Here is a 17,003-nt window from a genome sequence, read left to right on the forward strand (position 1 = left end):
CGGCAAAGCGCGGGGTTATTGAGCGAACATGATCTTTGCGGAGAACGGCTTCACACGTTGCGCTGAGGCGGCCCTTCGGGTCCGGATCATTCCCTAGATCAGCTTGACCGCTACGACGAAGCCGAGCACCAGCACGGCGGCGCCGAGCGCCACCCAGAGACCGAGATGCTTCTCGATCCTGACGCGGATCCAGTCGCCATAGCGGTTGAGCAGGATCGCGACGATGAAGAAACGGCCGCCGCGCGCGACGATCGAGCACAGGATGAACAGGCCGATATTGTAACCGGCAAAGCCCGAGGTGATGGTGACGAGCTTGTAGGGGATCGGTGTCAGGCCCTTGAGCAGGATGATCACCGCGCCCCATTCCGCATAGGAGGCGCGGAAGGCATCGACCTTGTCGCCGAGACCATAGACCTGGATCAGCCAATGGCCGACCGAGTCAAACAGCAGCGCACCGATGGCGTAGCCCAGCAGACCGCCCACCACCGAGGTCGCGGTGCAGACCGCGGCGTAGAGCCAGGCGCGCTGCGGGCGCGCCAGCGACATCGGGATCAGCATCACATCCGGCGGGACCGGAAAGAAGGAGCTTTCTGCGAAAGCCACGGCTCCCATGATCCAGAGCGCGTAGGGCTTGTGGGCGGCGTCGATGCACCAGTCGTAGATACGTTTCAGCATGGCGCCGCGATGAAGCACCATGGGACGGATTTGTCCATCGCGAGTTTTGTGACGATTTGGCGTGATCCGGAACAGTGTGTCGCGGTTTTCCGAAAGATCGCGCGCAAACAACAACCTAAAGCGCGATGACGCTTTGCTCCGGTTTCACCGCGCTTTAGTGGCGCTTGCGCGAGACGCGCCCTTCCAGCGCGACAATTGGCCGCCTGGCGGCAACGCGCGGTGACGCGACTTTGGGCAGCTTCATCGGCGACTTCGGCAGCTTCTCGGCAATGCCGAGCATGTCTTCCCGCCGCGCCATCTCGCGCCAGACATCCTCCGGGCGCACGCCGGCCGAGGCCCAGAGCACCGTGAGATTGTAGAGCAGGTCGGCGCTTTCCCGGATCACGGCCTCGCTATCGCCATTGACCGCGTCGATGACGACCTCAATGGCTTCTTCGGCCAGTTTCTTCGCCATTTTGGATGGCCCACGCTGAAACAGCCGGGCGGTACGCGATGTTGCCGGATCAAGATCCTTGGCCGCGAGCACAGCCAGATATAGCCGCTCAAGCGAATCACTCATGGTACTCAAAACTACCCTAAACCAATGGCGAGCGCGTTAACGCGCAGGGTTAAAAGCGAAAAACAGGCCGCCGCGGCAAGCGCGACGGCCCGTTGTGGTCAAGACTTGGTAGCCAAGGACTTGGTAGCCAAGGACTTGGTAGCCAAGGCTAGTAGCAGTTCTGCATGTAGCCCTGGCCACAGAGCTCCGACGGAGCCGTGCCGCCATAGCGCTGATATTGGTAGTTCGGGCCCGGGCCGTAGTAAGGACCGTAGGCGGGGCCACTGTAATAGGCAGGGCCGCCGTAATAGCCATAACCCGGACCCGGACCGTAATCATAAGCGTAGGCGTCACGGGTCGCAGCGATCGCAAGGCCGGTGCCGATGATGCCGGCAAAGGCCGCGGCAGCCGCAGCACCGCCGCCACCGCCATGCCAGTGGCGGCCGCCTGCGTATGAGGCGGTCGGGGCGACCGCGGTCAGCGCCAGCACCGCGGCGGTGGCAAAGACGGCCTTGCGGCCGGCAAATCTCGAAAATCGGTCAAACATGTCCTGGACCCTCCTTGGGACCTCGAATGGTGCCTGACGACAGGCTCATGTCTTTCAAACACCCGCAGCCCATGTTGGGTTCCGGAACCCCAACAGAAGCTGAACGGGGTTGCGTCATGATCACGCAACCCCCGCTCATCCGCCGTTCATGTTGGCGCGCGCAGGCTCGTCGCTGGCCGGCGCTGCGAGCGTCACGAAACCACAACAATGCGGGACCGGCGCCACTGATGTTTGCATTCAAGACGATCGCCCTTCGCGGCCTGCTGGCCATTGCAATCTCGCTCGCCGCGCTGGCTGCGCGCGACGTCAGCGCGGCCGAGACTGCTGCGCCGTCCACCGCGATCCACTTCACATTCGATCGTCCTGTCGATGCGAGCATGGCGCCGTTCTTCCTTGCCGCGAAGGACGGCAATTTCGGCGCCGAGCGTCTCAACGTGTCCTTCAAGAGCGCCACCGGATCGCCGGAGGCGCTCGCGCGCGTCGCCAAGGGCGACAGCGAGCTCGCGCTCGTCGACATCAACGAGCTGATCCGCTTTCGCGACAAGGACGATGCGGCGCCGGTCAAAGCCGTGTTCGTGTTGTTCAATCGCGCGCCTTACGCGATCGTCGCGCGCAGGAGCCGCGGCATTCACTTGCTGCCCGACCTCGACGGCAAGACCGTCGGCGTCGCCGACGGCGATCTGTCGATGCGGCTGTGGCCGGCGCTGGCGCAGCAGAACGGCATCAACGCGTCGCAAGTGAAATTCCACAAGATCAGCGCCGCGGTCCGCGAGCCGCTCCTCTCCGCGGGCCAGGTCGATGCCGTCGCCGGCTTCAGCTATCTCTCGGCGGTGAACCTGCGCGACCGCGGCGTGCCCGGTGGCGATCTCGTGGTACTCCGCTATGCCGACTATGGCTGCGAGGCCTACGGCTTCGCCGTTGTGGCCAACCCCGCTTTCGCCGCCGCGAAGCCCGACGCCGTGAAGGGCTTCGTCCGCGCATTGATCGCCGGCGTCAACGCGACCATCAAAGAGCCGGCCCGTGCGGCGGACGAAGCCACGAGCCGGATCGACGACGGCGACCGCGACCTCGAGCGGGAACGCCTGCGCAGCGTGCTCATCGACAACATCCTGACGGACGAGGTCAAGCGCAACGGCCTCGGCGGCATCGACCCGGCGCGCCTGGACCGCTCGATCGACCAGATCGCGCAGGATTTCAAATTTCGCAAACGGCCGGCGGCCGGCGATATCTTCGACGACCGGTTCCTGCCGCCGGTCGCGGGACGACTGATCAACTGAGCAAAACCCGCAGCTTCCGCTGTATCTCGCGGGCGATCCCTGATTAGAATGTGGACTCACCTCGTTCGATCCGCCTGAGTTCCTCGCCCGCATGTCCATTTTCAGCCTCTACACCCGCGTTCTCGAGCTGCTCGGCAAGGAGGCGCGGCTGGGCTGGCTGCTGGCGTTCGCCAATCTGCTGCTCGCCGCCTCGCAGTTCGCGGAACCCGTGCTGTTCGGCCGGATCGTCGACGTGCTCTCCGGCAAGTCGGTCGCCGGGTCGAATTCGGCCTGGCCGTTCCTGCTGGCCTGGGTGGCGTTCGGGCTGTTCACCATCGGCTGCAGCGCGATCGTGGCTTTGCAAGCCGACCGGCTCTCCCACCGCCAGCGCCAAGCGGTGCTGACCGACTATTTCGAGCATATTCTGCAACTGCCGCTGACCTTCCACTCAGGCACCCATTCGGGCCGGCTCATGAAGGTGATGCTCAACGGCACCGATGCGCTGTGGCGGTTGTGGCTCGGCTTCTTCCGCGAGCACTTTGCCGCGATCCTGTCGGTCGTGGTGCTGCTGCCATTGTCGCTCTACCTGAACTGGCGGCTCGCGGTCCTGCTGTTCGTGCTCTGCGTCGTCTTCACCGCGCTGACGACCTTCGTCGTGCGCCGAACCTTCGGCATGCAGATGCAGGTCGAGGAGCACTACAGCGAGCTCTCCGCGCGCGCCTCCGACGCGCTCGGCAACGTCGCGCTGGTGCAGAGTTTTGTGCGCGTCGAATCCGAGGTGAAGGGCTTGCGCTCCGTCGCTGATGACCTGCTCGCGGCGCAGATGCCGGTGCTGTCGTGGTGGGCGCTCGTCACCGTCATCACGCGCGCCTCCACCACCATCACGGTGCTCGCGATCTTCACGCTCGGCATCGCGCTGCACGACCAGGGGCTGACCTCCGTCGGCGAGATCGTGATGTTCGTGAGCTTCGCGACGATGCTGATCCAGAAGCTCGAGCAGGTCGTGAGCTTCATCAACAACGTGTTCATGGAAGCCCCGCGGCTGCGCGAGTTCTTCAACGTGCTCGACGCCGTGCCCACAGTCCACGACCGCCCCGACGCGATCGATGCGGGGCGGCTCTCCGGCCTCGTCGAATTCAACGACGTCACCTTCTCCTATGACGGCAAGCGGCCGGCGGTCGAGGACCTCTCCTTCACCGCGCTGCCCGGCCAGACCATCGCGCTGGTCGGTGCGACCGGCGCCGGCAAGTCGACCGCGATCGCGCTTCTGCATCGCGCCTTCGATCCGCAGTCCGGCTTCATCAGGATCGACGGCATGGACGTCCGCGGCGTGACGCTGACGTCGCTGCGCCGGAACATCGGCGTGGTGTTCCAGGAGGCGCTGCTGTTCAACCGCTCGATCGCGGAGAATTTGCACGTCGGCAAGCCGGATGCGACCGAAGCGGAGATGCGCAAGGCCGCGGAGCGCGCGCAGGCGCTCGAATTCATCGAGCGCAGCGGCGGCTTCGAGACCAACGCCGGCGAGCGCGGCCGCATGCTCTCCGGCGGCGAGCGCCAGCGGCTGTCGATCGCCCGCGCGCTGCTGAAGGATCCGCCGATCCTGATCCTGGACGAGGCCACCAGCGCGCTCGACGCCGTCACCGAGGCCAAGGTGAACGCCGCTCTCGACGAAGTGATGAAGGGACGTACCACGTTCGTGATCGCCCACCGTCTCTCCACCATCCGCAACGCCACGCGGATCCTGGTGTTCGAGAACGGCCGCGTGATCGAAAGCGGAACTTTCGATGAACTCGTGGCCAAAGGCGGCCATTTTGCCGAGCTCGCCAGGGCCCAGTTCATGGTTCAGGAAAATGCACGGGCCAGCGTGACGGCCGCTGAGGCTGCGGCGACTGCGGTCAAGTCCCCATAGCATCGTCGAAATTCGGCCTATTTCATCACGGAATACCCGGCCGAAGCCCCTATTCTCGACGCACAAGCCGGTATAGGTTTGCGACGCCGCAAGCGGCGGCGCCGGATTTCAGAACCGAACATCAGATCACGAGAGCCGACCGGAACCGGCGGGTCTCCAAGGACCGGAATCGGATAGTGCACGCCCTTCGCCCGCTGCTTCGCAAGTCCCTGTTCAACCTGTTCGCCGCGGCCCTCGCATCCGCGGTGCTGCTTGCGCCGCGCACGGCCAGCGCCGAAGCACTGCTGCTGATCGAAGCCGACAGCGGCAAGGTGCTGCAGGCCGAGAACGCGACCATCCCGTGGTATCCGGCCTCCGTCACCAAAATCATGACGGCCTACGTGACGCTGAAGGCGGTGAAGGACGGCAGGCTCACGCTCGACACGCTGATCACGGTGTCGCCGACGGCGGCTTCGCAATCGCCGTCGAAGATGGGGTTCCGTCCGGGAACGCAGCTCACCGTCGACAACGCGCTGAAGATGATGATGGTGAAGTCGGCGAACGACATGGCCGTGGTGCTCGCCGAAGGCGTCGGCGGCTCGATCGACGGCTTCTCGGCGATGATGAACGACACCGCGCAGAAGCTCGGCATGACGCAGACGAGCTACGTCAATCCGAACGGCCTGCCCGCTGACGGCCAGATCACGTCCGCGCGCGACCTCGGCATTCTCGCGCGCTCGTTCCTGCGCGACCTGCCGGAATACGAATATTTCGTACACATCCCGGCAATCCGCTTCGGCAAGCGCGTCACCGGCAATTTCAACAAGCTGATCGGCCGCTACCCCGGGGCCGACGGTTTCAAGACCGGCTTCATCTGCGCCTCCGGCTACAATCTCGTGGCGTCGGCCACGCGCAACGGCCGCCGGCTGATCGCCGTCGTGCTCGGCGCCAACTCCGGCACTGCGCGTGCGGTGAAGGCGGCGCAGCTGCTCGAGCGCGGCTTCAGCCAGGACAATCTTACCTGGCTCCGCCCCTCGCTCGGCACCGTCGACAGGCTGGTGCCGGTCGACGCCTCGCCGCCGAACCTGCGCGAGGACATGTGCGGCGGTCATCGCAAGCGGCCGGCCAGCGACGATGACGACGCGCTGATCGCCACCAATGGCGGCACGTCCGGATCGGCCTCCGCCACCGGCGGCGAAGCCCAGGTGACCTTCTTCACCGCGGGCCTTCAGCCGCCCCTGATGAAGGCCTCCGAGCTGATGGCCACGGCGCCCGCGGCGGCCGAGCCCGTGCTGGTCTATACCGGCCCGACCCGCACCGGCACTGCCCTGATCGCGGCGGTCGCGGCCGATGCCGACCAGCAGGCCACGCCAAAGCCGCGTGGCAAGAAGTCGCGCGTCGCCAGGAAGCCCGACGCGACCGACAAGCCAGCCGACAAGCCGAAGGATGCCAAGACGGCGGCGGCAAAGCCGGCTGCCGCCAAGCCTGACGCCAAGAGCGATACCAAGTCCGCTGCGAAGCCGGCCGGGACCAAGCATGCCGCGGCCAAGCACGATGCGGCGGCGAAACCCGCCGAGAAGCCTGCGGCAGGCGGCGATCAGGCGGCCAAGCCCGCCAAGCCCAAGGCCGCGACCAAGCCCGCCGCCAAGCCGGCCAACAACAGTTAACGGCACCCATCGCAAGCCGCGCCCGCGCTTCGCACCTGCGGCAGAGCGGCTTGCGACAATTCCAGTAGCCACTCCCTGACCTTTGTCCTAAGCCTCGACCGGCTTGCCACCCGTTCCGGCAGGCTCGATACTGGCCGCAATGAGGCAAGCCCGAGACACAACGGGCTCTGGTAAATTGAGGGGAGTTTTCCATGGAGCGCATCTGGCTCAAGCAATATCCGCCCGGCGTCCCTGCTGATATCGAGCCGACCCAATACGCATCGCTGGTCGACCTTCTGGAGGAGAGCTTCGCCAAGTTCGCCGACCGCAAGGCATTCATCTGCATGGACAAGGCGATCAGCTATCGCGACCTCGACCAGATGTCGCTGGCGCTCGCCTCCTATTTACAGGGCCGTGGCCTGCAACGTGGCGCCCGCGTCGCGATCATGATGCCGAACGTGCTGCAATATCCGGTCGCGACCGCTGCCGTGCTGCGCGCCGGTTTCGCGGTGGTCAACGTCAACCCGCTCTACACGCCGCGCGAGCTCGAGCATCAGCTCAAGGATTCCGGCGCCGAAGCCATCATCGTGCTGGAGAATTTCGCCCACACGGTCGAGCAGGTGATCGCGAAGACGCAAGTCAAGCATGTCATCGTCGGCAGCATGGGCGACCTGCTCGGCTTCAAGGGCATGATCGTCAACGTCGTCGTCCGCCGCGTCAAGAAGATGGTGCCGGCCTGGTCGCTGCCAGGCGCGGTGTCCTTCAACGACGCGGTATCGGCCGGCCGCAGCCTGACGTTCAACAAGCCGAAGCTGTCGCCGGGCGACGTCGCCTTCCTGCAATATACCGGCGGCACCACCGGCGTCTCCAAGGGCGCCACCCTGCTCCACCGCAACATCGTCGCCAACGTGCTGCAGAACGACGCCTGGCTCCAGCCGGCACTCGCCGCGCCGCCGCATGTCGATCAGCTGATGATCGTCTGCGCGCTGCCGCTCTATCACATCTTCGCGCTGACGGCCTGCTACCTGCTCGCGGTGCGCGCCGGCGGCTGCAATCTGCTGATCCCCAATCCGCGCGACATCGCGGGCTTCGTCAAGGAGCTGGCGAAGTACCAGGTCAACAGCTTCCCGGCCGTGAACACGCTCTACAACGGGTTGATGCACCATCCCGACTTCAAGAAGCTCGACTTCTCCAAGCTGAAGATCTCGAACGGCGGCGGCATGGCGGTGCAGCGCCCCGTCGCCGAGCAGTGGAAGGCCGTGACCGGCTGCTTCATCGCCGAAGGCTACGGCCTCTCGGAGACCTCGCCGACACTGACCTGCAATCCCGCGACCACGACCGAGTTCTCGGGATCGATCGGCATCCCCGTGCCTTCGACCTGGATCTCGATCCGCGACGACGACGGCAACGAAGTCCCGCTCGGCCAGCCCGGCGAGATCTGCGCCAAGGGCCCGCAGGTGATGTCGGGCTACTGGAACAGGCCGGAAGAGACCGACAAGGTGATGACCGCCGACGGCTATTTCCGCACCGGCGACATCGGCGTGATGGACGAGAAGGGCTACACCAAGATCGTCGACCGCAAGAAGGACATGATCCTGGTCTCGGGCTTCAACGTCTATCCGAACGAGATCGAGGAAGTGATCGCGAGCAATCCGGGCGTGCTCGAATGCGCCGTGATCGGCATCCCCGATTCCAAGTCGGGCGAGGCGGTGAAGGCGTTCGTGGTGAAGAAGGATCCCAACCTCACCGCGGAAGCCGTGATCAAGTTCTGTCAGGAGCAGCTCACCGGCTACAAGGTGCCCAAGCACATCGAATTCCGCACCGACCTGCCGAAGACCAATGTCGGCAAGATCCTGCGCCGGCAGCTCCGCGACGAGAAGAAGGCGGAGGCGGCGTAAGCCGCGCCTTGGGTTCATGACTGACGTCGGCGACATCACGCCATCAGGCATTCTCGCCTTCTGGCGCGAGGCCGGCCGCGAGCGCTGGTACAAGCGCAGCGACGCTTTCGACGCGGAGGTCGGGCGTCGCTTTCTTCCGCTATGGAAGCGGGCGACCGCCGGCGAGCTGGCCTCCTGGGAAGAAAGCGACGAGGGCGCGCTCGCGCTCATCATCGCGCTCGACCAGTTTCCCCGCAACATGTTTCGCGGCACGCCGGAAGCCTTTGCCAGCGACGCGCCGGCGCGCGACGTCGCCCGCCGCGCAATCGATCGGGGCGTCGATCGCAGGATCGATCCCATCCTGCTCGAATTCCTCTATCTGCCCTTCATGCATTCCGAGCACCTGCCCGACCAGTTACATTGCGTCGCGCTGTTTCAGAACACAGACAATGCCGAGAACCTGAAATACGCGCGGGAGCACGCCGACATCATCCAGCGGTTCGGCCGCTTTCCCCACCGCAACCGCCTGCTCGACCGCGCCACCACCGAGGAAGAACAGGCCTTCCTCGACGCCGGCGGTTTTGCCGGCTGATGACATAACGGTGAAGGACCACGACCCTCGCCGCCAATGTTGTGCAGCGCCGCCGCACGGTCTAAAAAGCGGGACCGATTTTCAGGGAGACTGACGATGGCGATCCAGACTGGCGACAAGCTGCCCGAGGCGAAATTCCGCGTGATGACGGCCGAGGGTCCGCAGGTGAAGACCACCGACGACATCTTCAAGGGCAAGAAAGTGGCGCTGTTCGCAGTGCCCGGCGCCTACACCGGCACCTGCCACAAGATGCATCTGCCGAGCATCTTCCTCAACGCCTATGCCATGAAGGACAAGGGCGTCGACACCATCGCCATCGTCTCCGTCAACGACGCTTTCGTCATGAACGCCTGGAAGCGCGATACTGACCAGCGCGACGAGGCCATCTTCCTCGCCGACGGCAATGCCGACTTCGCCAAGGCGATCGGCATGGAGCTGGACGCCTCCGGCAACGGCCTCGGCATCCGCTCCAAGCGCTATTCGATGCTGGTCGAGGACGGCGTGGTGAAGAAGCTGAACCTCGAAGCGATGCCCGGCAAGGTCGAGGTCTCCGGTGGCGATACGCTGCTGGGGCAGCTGTAAGCTTTAGGCCCCGGCTCCTTCCAAGCAGGAAGTCCCGTAGGGTGGGCAAAGGCGCGTCAGCGCCGTGCCCACCATCTTTCCTCGATTGAGAAAAAGCCGTGGGCACGCTTCGCTTTGCCCACCCTACGAAACCGGGCGACGCCGCCGACAGCGCGTCGCCTACTCCGCCACCCGCTGCTGCAACCGCGCCTTCACGATCCCGTCGCGCGCCAGTTGATCCGCGCGCTCGTTCTCCGGGTGCCCGGCGTGGCCCTTGACCCAGTGCCAGCGGACCTCGTGCTGCTTCAGCGCCGCATCGAGGCGCTGCCATAGCTCGACATTCTTCACCGGCTTCTTGTCGGCGGTGCGCCAGCCGTTGCGCTTCCAGCCGTGGATCCAGCCGGTGATGCCCTGCCGCACATACTGGCTGTCGGTGTAGAGATCGACGGTGCACGGCTTCTTCAGCGCTTCGAGCGCGGAGATCGCCGCCATCAATTCCATCTGGTTGTTGGTGGTGTGGCGTTCGCCGCCGTTCAGCTCTTTTTCCTTGTCGCCGAACTTCAGGATCGCGCCCCAGCCGCCGGGCCCGGGATTTCCCGAGCAGGCGCCGTCGGTATAGATCGTGACGAGGGGAAGCTCGCTCACGCGACCAGTCCTGACGGCATCAGCCCGTAGTCGCGCACGCTGGAAACGCTCTGGTGGAAGCGCAGCTTGCGAAAATATTCCAGCGGATCCTTGGGCTTGACCAGCGCCCCCGGAGGCACGTTGAGCCAGTCGACCAGCCGCGTCAGCAGGAAGCGGATCGCGGCGCCGCGCGCGAGCAGCGGCAGCGCGGCTTCTTCCGCCTCGGAGAGTTTTCGCACCCGGCGATAGGCATTGAGGAAGGCGCGCGCCTTGGTGACGTTGAACGAATGGTCCGGCTCGAAACACCAGGCATTCAGGCAGATCGCGACGTCATAGGCCAGCATGTCGTTGCAGGCGAAGGTGAAGTCGATGATGCCGGAGAGCTTGTCGCCGAGGAAGAAGACGTTGTCGTTGAAGAGATCGGCGTGGATCACGCCCTCCGGCAGATTGCTCGGCCAGACCCCGCTCGAGAGATAGTCGAGCTCGGCGGCGAGAAACGCATGCAGGCCCGGCTGGACCTCGTCGGCGCGGCTTGCCGCCGCGTCGAACAGCGGCCGCCAGCCGGAGACCGACAGCGCATTGCCACGCTTGATCGCAAAATTGGCGCCGGCCAGATGCATCCTGGCCAGCCCCTCGCCGACGCCGGCGCAATGGGCCACGTTCGGCTTGCGCGGCCAGACGCCTTCGAGAAAGGTGATGATCGCGGCCGGCCGGCCCGACAGCTCGCGCAACGCCTCGCCGTCCCCGGCCTTCACCGGCAGCGGGCAGGTGACGCCGTGCTCAGCGAGATGCGTCATCAGCGCGAGAAAGAACGGCAGGTCGGTCTTCGCCACGCGCTTCTCATAGAGCGTGAGGATGAACGAGCCCTTGCTGGTGTGCAGCAGGAAGTTGGTGTTTTCGACGCCCTCGGCGATGCCCTTGTAGGAGAGCAATTCGCCGAGATCGTATTGCTTCAGGAAATCCGCAAGCTCGTCGGCGGCAACGTCGGTGTAGACCGCCATAAAAGTCTACTCGGCGGCGGCTTCGGGGCGCACCTGGCGCGGCAGCGGGAAGAACTCGTTCTCTTCCGCGGCCGAGACCGTCTCCACATGCAGCGTGTAGCGCTCGGCGAACGCATCCATGATCTCCTCGACGATCACTTCCGGCGCGGACGCGCCCGCGGTGATGCCGAGGCTCTTGATGTTGCCAAACCTGGTCCAGTCGATGTCGGTGGCGCGCTGCGCCAGTACCGCGATCCCGCAGCCTTCGCGCTCAGCGACCTCACGCAGGCGCTGCGAATTCGACGAGTTCGGCGCACCGACCACGATCAGGGCGTCGACCACCGGCGCCACCTTCTTCACCGCGAGCTGGCGGTTGGTGGTGGCGTAGCAGATGTCTTCCTTGTGCGGGCCGTTGATGTTCGGGAAACGCTCCTTGAGCAGCGCCACGATCTCCGCGGTGTCGTCGATCGACAGCGTGGTCTGCGTCACGAAGGCGATGTTGTCGGGGTTCTTCGGGACGATGGTCTTGGCGTCCTCGGCGGTCTCGATCAGGGTTACGGCGCCGACCGGAAGCTGGCCGAGCGTGCCGACCACTTCGGGGTGGTGGGAGTGGCCGATCAGGAAGATCTCGCGGCCACGCTTGAAGTGGATCGCGGCCTCGCGGTGCACCTTGGTCACCAGCGGGCAGGTCGCATCCAGCGAGAACAAATTGCGGGAGGTGGCGTCGGCCGGCACCGATTTCGGCACGCCATGGGCCGAGAACACCACCGGCGCGGTGGTGTTTTCCGGGATTTCGGCGAGCTCTTCGACGAAGATCGCGCCCTTCTTCTTCAACCCGTCGACGACGTATTTGTTGTGCACAATCTCATGGCGAACATAGACGGGGGCGCCGTATTTATCGAGCGCCCGTTCCACGGTGTCGATCGCCCGGACCACCCCGGCGCAGAAGCCGCGGGGAGAACAAAGCACGATCTTGAGGTCTGGTTTGGCTGACATTGAGCGATCTCGGGACCGAATCACCCGTTTCGCCTTCTGGCGGGGGCGGTCAATGGATGGAATTGGGCTTTAATGGGTCTGCTAGGACTTTACAGGCGCTTCCAAGGGAATTGGGCCCCCTTTCGGGCTCTGTCAAGGCACTATCTATAGCAGAACCATTGCGTGGCTAGCCCCTCCGGGCTTATATAGCGCGAATTCCCTGTCATCGCTGATGACCACCGGTTTCGCCTCCAGAGGGGTGGGCGAAGCACAAAGGAGATTTGCCATGAGCAACGCACCTCTGATGCCCAAGGCGACCGCCGTCTGGCTGCTCGACAACACCGCGCTGACCTTCGACCAGGTCGCCGATTTCACCAAGATGCATCCCCTCGAGGTGCGCGCGATCGCCGACGGCGACGCTGCCCAGGGCATCAAGGGCATGGACCCCCTCTCCAACGGCCAGCTGACCCGCGAGGAGATCGAAAAGGGCGAGAAGAACCCGGATTACCGGCTCCGCCTTCAGGAGAGCAAGGTCGTGCTGCCGCCCCAGCCCAAGCGCAAGGGCCCGCGCTACACCCCGGTCTCCCGCCGCCACGAGCGCCCGAGCGCCATCCTCTGGCTGCTGCGCAGCCATCCAGAGCTCAAGGACGCCCAGATCATGCGCCTGGTCGGCACCACCAAGAGCACCATCGCCAGCGTTCGCGACCGCACCCACTGGAACACCTCCCAGCTGACCCCGATCGACCCGGTGACCCTTGGCCTTTGCTCGCAGATCGAGCTCGATTTCGAAGTGGCGCGCGCGGCGAAGGAAAAGCCGATCGACACAGCCTATGGCGGCGCCACCCTGCTGCCGGCCTCCGAGACCACCAAGAAGGACGAGTTCGAGCCGGCGGAGCGATCGAACGACGATCTCAACGTCGACGCCGTGTTCGCCAAGCTGAAGACGCTCGGCGGCAAGAAGCAGGACGAGGAGGAGGAGTAAGGCTCCGCTCCCGGTTACGATCGAACGCAATTCGAACGCGGCAGGGAAACCTGCCGCGTTTTTGTTTTGCGGAGACCCTCGCGATCGGCACAGATGCAGCCACACGCAAGCTGCAGTCCCCTCCCCCCTTGCGGGGGAGGGTTAGGGAGAGGGGTTGCCCCACGGGGACTTCCTCCATCAATTCAAAGCGTCTGGCGAAGCTCTCTCGCGCCTTTTGCTGGGCTGCCCCTCTCCCCCGCCCTCCCCCGCAAGGGGGGAGGGAGCGCAGGGTCAACCGCGGCCACAGCTCGTCTTCAAACAACGCGTCAAAACTTGTACGTCACACCACCACCGACCAGCCACGGATCGATATGCGCGGTGCCTGTGACCGGCAGGCCGCTGACGGTCGCTGAGTAATCCGGCCGCAGCCAGAGCTTCTTGACGTCGACGTTGAGACCCCAGTGCCGGTCGAGCATGTAGTCAAAGCCGAACTGCACGGCGCCGCCCCAGGCGTTGCTGACGTGCACGCTGGTGGTGGTGGCAACGATCGCGGGCGGACCGACGATGGCGGCTGGCGCATTGGCAGCCGAATTGTTGAAGAACACGGTGTAGTTCACGCCGGCGCCGATATACGGCTTGAACGCGCCGAAATTGTCGAAGTGATATTGCAAGGTCAGCGTCGGCGGCAGCAGCGTGGTCTTGCCGATCGGCAGGTTCGCGAGCGAGCCGTTGCCGCTGATCGAGTGCCTGGTCACGCCGAGGATCAGCTCGGCCGCGATGTTCTTGGTGAAGAAATAGCTGATGTCGAGCTCGGGCACGACCTGGTCGCTGATCGAGAGCCCGGAATTCGGCGACGACAGCGACGGCACGCCTGCGACATTGACGGTTGAGCCACCGGCATCCGGCAACACGCCGAGCACGCGCAGACGCACCATCCACGGATTGAACGCTTCTACCGGCGGCGGTGCCTTCTTATAGACAGGCAGATCGGCCGCCTGCACCGAGCCAAAAGTCCCCACGAGCATCGCGCCAACCGTCGCAAGCCGCGCCAGGTTTTTTGTCGTTCCGTTCATTGCATTCCCCTTCAGCCATCTCTCGCGCGTCGTTGCGCGACATCAGCGTCAGAGCAGAAAGGGGATGGTGATGGATTTGACGCCGATCAAATCAGGACTGACGCGACACGATTTGGTTGTGGCGTTGCCGATGTGTCACGAGAAACGCGAATGAATGCGCAGGATAATTCCGTAGCCGATGTCACGGCCGCTCGGGATGGTTCAGCATGTACTCGCCGAGATCGCGCTGACGGCGGTCGGACCGGGCGGTGGCAGCGTTGCGCTGGACGTCGCGGTCCTTGCGGCATGCCACGTATTCGGGCGAGCCCTGCGCATAGCCGCGACTCTGACAGACCGCGTCGTCATCGTCACCGCCCACCGCCACCGGCGTCTGGTAGCGCGCGGAGCAGGCGGAGACAGCGATGGCGAGCAGCACGGCGACAAGCAGGCGCGGCGCGGTGGCGAGTGGCATACGAGGTCCCCTGTTGGCCGGCCCTGTTTAGCCCGGAATGAGGAGATTGTAAGTCCCTGGGCGTCGTTCTCCACGCGCTGTCATTCCCCGCGACCCGGCTACGCCAAGGCTTCGCCGGGGTTGAGGTCCAGGGGCGCCGAAGCTTTAGCGTAGGCGGCAGGCGGGGAATCCAGTACTCCGCGGCGGTCATTGGGTCACACAACTCCGGCCGCGGCGTACTGGATCACCCGCTTTCGCGGGTGATGACAGCGGAGATCGCCTCACACCCTGCCCTTCAGCGCCTCGCCGATCTCGTCCAGCACCTTGGGATCCTCGATCGTGGCCGGCATGGTCCAGGCTTCGCCATCGGCGATCTTCTTGATGGTGCCGCGCAGGATCTTCCCCGAGCGCGTCTTCGGCAGGCGGCCGACGGTGATGGCGAGCTTGAAGGCGGCGACGGGGCCGAGCCTGTCGCGCACCAGCGCGACGATCTCCTTTTCGATCTCCGCAGGCGCGCGCTTCACGCCGGCCTTGAGCACCAGGAAGCCGCAGGGCACCTCGCCCTTGATCGCGTCCTTGACGCCGAGCACGGCGCATTCGGCGACGTCCGGATGCGAGGCCAAAATCTCCTCCATGCCGCCGGTGGAGAGCCTGTGGCCGGCGACGTTGATGATGTCGTCGGTGCGGCCCATCACGAAGACATAGCCGTCCTCATCCTTGTAGCCGGCGTCCGAGGTTTTGTAGTAGCCGGGGAATTCAGTGAGGTAGGCGTCCTTGAAGCGCGCGTCCTGATTCCACAACGTCGGCAGGCAACCCGGCGGCATCGGCAGCTTGATGACGATCGAGCCCATGGTGTTGGGGCCGACGGGCTTTGCGGCTTCGTCGACGACGTCGACCTGGTAGCCCGGCATCGGCACCGTCGGCGAGCCATGCTTCACCGGCAGCATGCCGAGACCGACCGGATTGCCGGCGATGCACCAGCCCGTCTCGGTCTGCCACCAATGGTCGATCACCGGCACCTTCAACTGCTGCTCCGCCCATTCCACCGTCGGCGGATCGGCGCGCTCGCCGGCGAGGAACAGCGTGCGGAATTGCGACAGGTCGTATTGCCGGATGAACTTGCCTTCCGGATCCTCCTTGCGGATCGCGCGGAACGCCGTCGGTGCGGTGAAGAAGGCGACCGCCTTGTGCTCGCTGATGACGCGCCAGAACGCGCCGGCATCGGGCGTGCCGATTGGCTTGCCCTCGTACATGATCGACGTCGCACCATGCAGCAGCGGGCCATAGATGATGTAGCTGTGGCCGACCACCCAGCCGATGTCGGAGCCACACCACCAGACCTCGCCCGGCTTGACGCCATAGAGATTGAACATCGACCATTTGACCGCGACGAGATGGCCGCCATTGTCGCGCACCACGCCCTTGGGGATGCCGGTCGTGCCTGAGGTGTAGAGGATGTAGAGCGGATCGGTGGCGGCGACAGGCACGCAAGGGGCCTTCTTGCCGTCGTTCATCGCCTTGCGGCGAAGGCTCTCCCAATCGTAGTCGCGGCCCGGTGTGAGGTCGCAGATATGCTGGGAACGTTGCAGTACGATGCAGGCCTTCGGCTTCGTGCTCGCAAGCTTGATCGCCTCGTCGAGCAGCGGCTTGTACTGCACGATCCGGCCGGGCTCGATGCCGCAGCTTGCGGAGAGAATGAGCTTCGGCTGAGCGTCGTCGATGCGGGTGGCGAGTTCCTTGGCGGCAAAGCCGCCGAACACCACCGAGTGCACCGCGCCGATGCGCGCGCAGGCGAGCATCGCGACGACGGCCTCCGGCACCATCGGCATATAGAGGATGACGCGATCGCCCTTGGCGACGCCAAAATCCTGCATGATGGCGGCGAGCGCCTGCACCTCCCCCAATAGCTCGGCATAGGTGAACCTGGTGACCGAGCCCGTCAGCGGCGAATCATGGATCAGCGCGACCTGGTCGGCGCGGCCGCGTTCGACATGGCGGTCGAGCGCGTTGTAGCAGGTGTTGACGACGCCTCCCATGAACCAGCGGCCGTAGACGCCCTGCGAGGCATCGAAGATCGTCTTCGGCGGCTCGATCCAGTCGATCTCCGTGGCCGCCTCGGCCCAGAAGCCCTGGGGATCAGCCAGCGAGCGCGCATGGACCTCGTGATAGAGGCTCGTTCCCTTGACGTTCATTCCCGCGCTCCCATCCCTTTCGCCTAGCCTTGACTTGACCGACAGGACGAGCGTCCCGCCATGACAGGGATCAAGTGCCGGCGTTGTTTGAGAGGTATTTTCCCGGGAACGGGCCGCGGTTCAAGCTGAAAAGGATGGGTCTTTGGGAGGGAGGGAAGAAAGGCCATCGCAGCAAGCTGGAGCCACGA

Annotated in this window: 16 protein-coding genes; 7 read left to right on the forward strand and 9 right to left on the reverse strand. The window is 64.8% G+C overall.

Going from position 1 to position 17,003, the window contains the following annotated elements:
- Nucleotides 1–93: 93 nt before the first annotated feature.
- The 3 genes from CT676_RS27285 to CT676_RS27295 form a co-directional block, all read right to left on the reverse strand.
- Entirely contained in the window at nt 94–696 is a 603-nt protein-coding gene (locus tag CT676_RS27285) for a YqaA family protein (protein WP_081369120.1), read from the reverse strand.
- Between the two features lie 133 nt (nt 697–829).
- The gene (gene hisE / locus CT676_RS27290) at nt 830–1,234 is read right to left on the reverse strand and encodes a phosphoribosyl-ATP diphosphatase (protein ID WP_028147364.1); all 405 of its coding nucleotides are present in this window, start codon (nt 1,232–1,234) and stop codon (nt 830–832) included.
- Between the two features lie 148 nt (nt 1,235–1,382).
- Nucleotides 1,383–1,760 carry a hypothetical protein gene (locus CT676_RS27295; protein WP_071909294.1) on the reverse strand — a complete coding sequence of 126 codons (378 nt, stop codon included), beginning with the start codon at nt 1,758–1,760 and terminating at the stop codon, nt 1,383–1,385.
- A gap of 227 nt (nt 1,761–1,987) precedes the next feature.
- Here CT676_RS27295 and CT676_RS27300 point away from each other — a divergent pair, with 227 nt between their 5' ends.
- From CT676_RS27300 to CT676_RS27325, 6 genes are all read left to right on the forward strand, one after another.
- The gene (locus CT676_RS27300) at nt 1,988–3,037 is read left to right on the forward strand and encodes an ABC transporter substrate-binding protein (protein WP_085400962.1); all 1,050 of its coding nucleotides are present in this window, start codon (nt 1,988–1,990) and stop codon (nt 3,035–3,037) included.
- 91 nt (nt 3,038–3,128) lie between these two features.
- A complete protein-coding gene (locus CT676_RS27305) occupies nt 3,129–4,925 on the forward strand; it encodes a glucan ABC transporter ATP-binding protein/ permease (protein WP_085400960.1) in 1,797 nt (598 codons plus the stop codon).
- 176 nt (nt 4,926–5,101) lie between these two features.
- Complete coding sequence (locus CT676_RS27310) at nt 5,102–6,571, forward strand: D-alanyl-D-alanine carboxypeptidase family protein (RefSeq protein WP_135215749.1); 1,470 nt, start codon at nt 5,102–5,104, stop codon at nt 6,569–6,571.
- 191 nt (nt 6,572–6,762) lie between these two features.
- Complete coding sequence (locus tag CT676_RS27315; RefSeq protein WP_085400957.1) at nt 6,763–8,448, forward strand: long-chain fatty acid--CoA ligase; 1,686 nt, start codon at nt 6,763–6,765, stop codon at nt 8,446–8,448.
- 16 nt (nt 8,449–8,464) lie between these two features.
- Nucleotides 8,465–9,019 carry a DUF924 family protein gene (locus tag CT676_RS27320; protein ID WP_085400955.1) on the forward strand — a complete coding sequence of 185 codons (555 nt, stop codon included), beginning with the start codon at nt 8,465–8,467 and terminating at the stop codon, nt 9,017–9,019.
- A 96-nt stretch (nt 9,020–9,115) separates the two neighbouring features.
- A complete protein-coding gene (locus CT676_RS27325; protein WP_007597501.1) occupies nt 9,116–9,601 on the forward strand; it encodes a peroxiredoxin in 486 nt (161 codons plus the stop codon).
- 159 nt (nt 9,602–9,760) lie between these two features.
- Here the strand turns inward: CT676_RS27325 and rnhA are convergent, their stop codons facing one another.
- From rnhA to ispH, 3 genes are read right to left on the reverse strand one after another with little or no spacing between them, the layout of a single operon-like run.
- Complete coding sequence (gene rnhA / locus CT676_RS27330; protein ID WP_135215750.1) at nt 9,761–10,225, reverse strand: ribonuclease HI; 465 nt, start codon at nt 10,223–10,225, stop codon at nt 9,761–9,763.
- Complete coding sequence (locus CT676_RS27335) at nt 10,222–11,205, reverse strand: homoserine kinase (protein WP_085400952.1); 984 nt, start codon at nt 11,203–11,205, stop codon at nt 10,222–10,224. The genes rnhA and CT676_RS27335 overlap by 4 nt, the downstream gene beginning before the upstream one ends.
- A 6-nt stretch (nt 11,206–11,211) precedes the next feature.
- On the reverse strand, nt 11,212–12,180 hold the full coding sequence (gene ispH / locus CT676_RS27340; RefSeq protein ID WP_063985850.1) for a 4-hydroxy-3-methylbut-2-enyl diphosphate reductase: 969 nt from the start codon (nt 12,178–12,180) through the stop codon (nt 11,212–11,214).
- A 265-nt stretch (nt 12,181–12,445) separates the two neighbouring features.
- On the opposite strand from ispH, the gene CT676_RS27345 reads away from it, so the two are divergent.
- The gene (locus tag CT676_RS27345) at nt 12,446–13,141 is read left to right on the forward strand and encodes a cell cycle transcriptional regulator TrcR (protein WP_085400950.1); all 696 of its coding nucleotides are present in this window, start codon (nt 12,446–12,448) and stop codon (nt 13,139–13,141) included.
- Nucleotides 13,142–13,446: 305 nt separating this feature from the next.
- Here CT676_RS27345 and CT676_RS27350 read toward each other — a convergent pair whose 3' ends face one another.
- The 3 genes from CT676_RS27350 to CT676_RS27360 all read right to left on the reverse strand — a co-directional run bounded on the left by CT676_RS27350 (nt 13,447) and on the right by CT676_RS27360 (nt 16,815).
- The gene (locus CT676_RS27350) at nt 13,447–14,193 is read right to left on the reverse strand and encodes an OmpW family outer membrane protein (protein WP_135215751.1); all 747 of its coding nucleotides are present in this window, start codon (nt 14,191–14,193) and stop codon (nt 13,447–13,449) included.
- A 181-nt stretch (nt 14,194–14,374) separates the two neighbouring features.
- Complete coding sequence (locus tag CT676_RS27355) at nt 14,375–14,644, reverse strand: hypothetical protein (protein WP_085400946.1); 270 nt, start codon at nt 14,642–14,644, stop codon at nt 14,375–14,377.
- 260 nt (nt 14,645–14,904) lie between these two features.
- Entirely contained in the window at nt 14,905–16,815 is a 1,911-nt protein-coding gene (locus CT676_RS27360) for a propionyl-CoA synthetase (RefSeq protein WP_085400945.1), read from the reverse strand.
- Nucleotides 16,816–17,003 lie beyond the last annotated feature (188 nt).

The sequence above is a fragment of the Bradyrhizobium sp. MOS001 genome (assembly GCF_004634465.1).
GTDB lineage: Bacteria > Pseudomonadota > Alphaproteobacteria > Rhizobiales > Xanthobacteraceae > Bradyrhizobium > Bradyrhizobium barranii.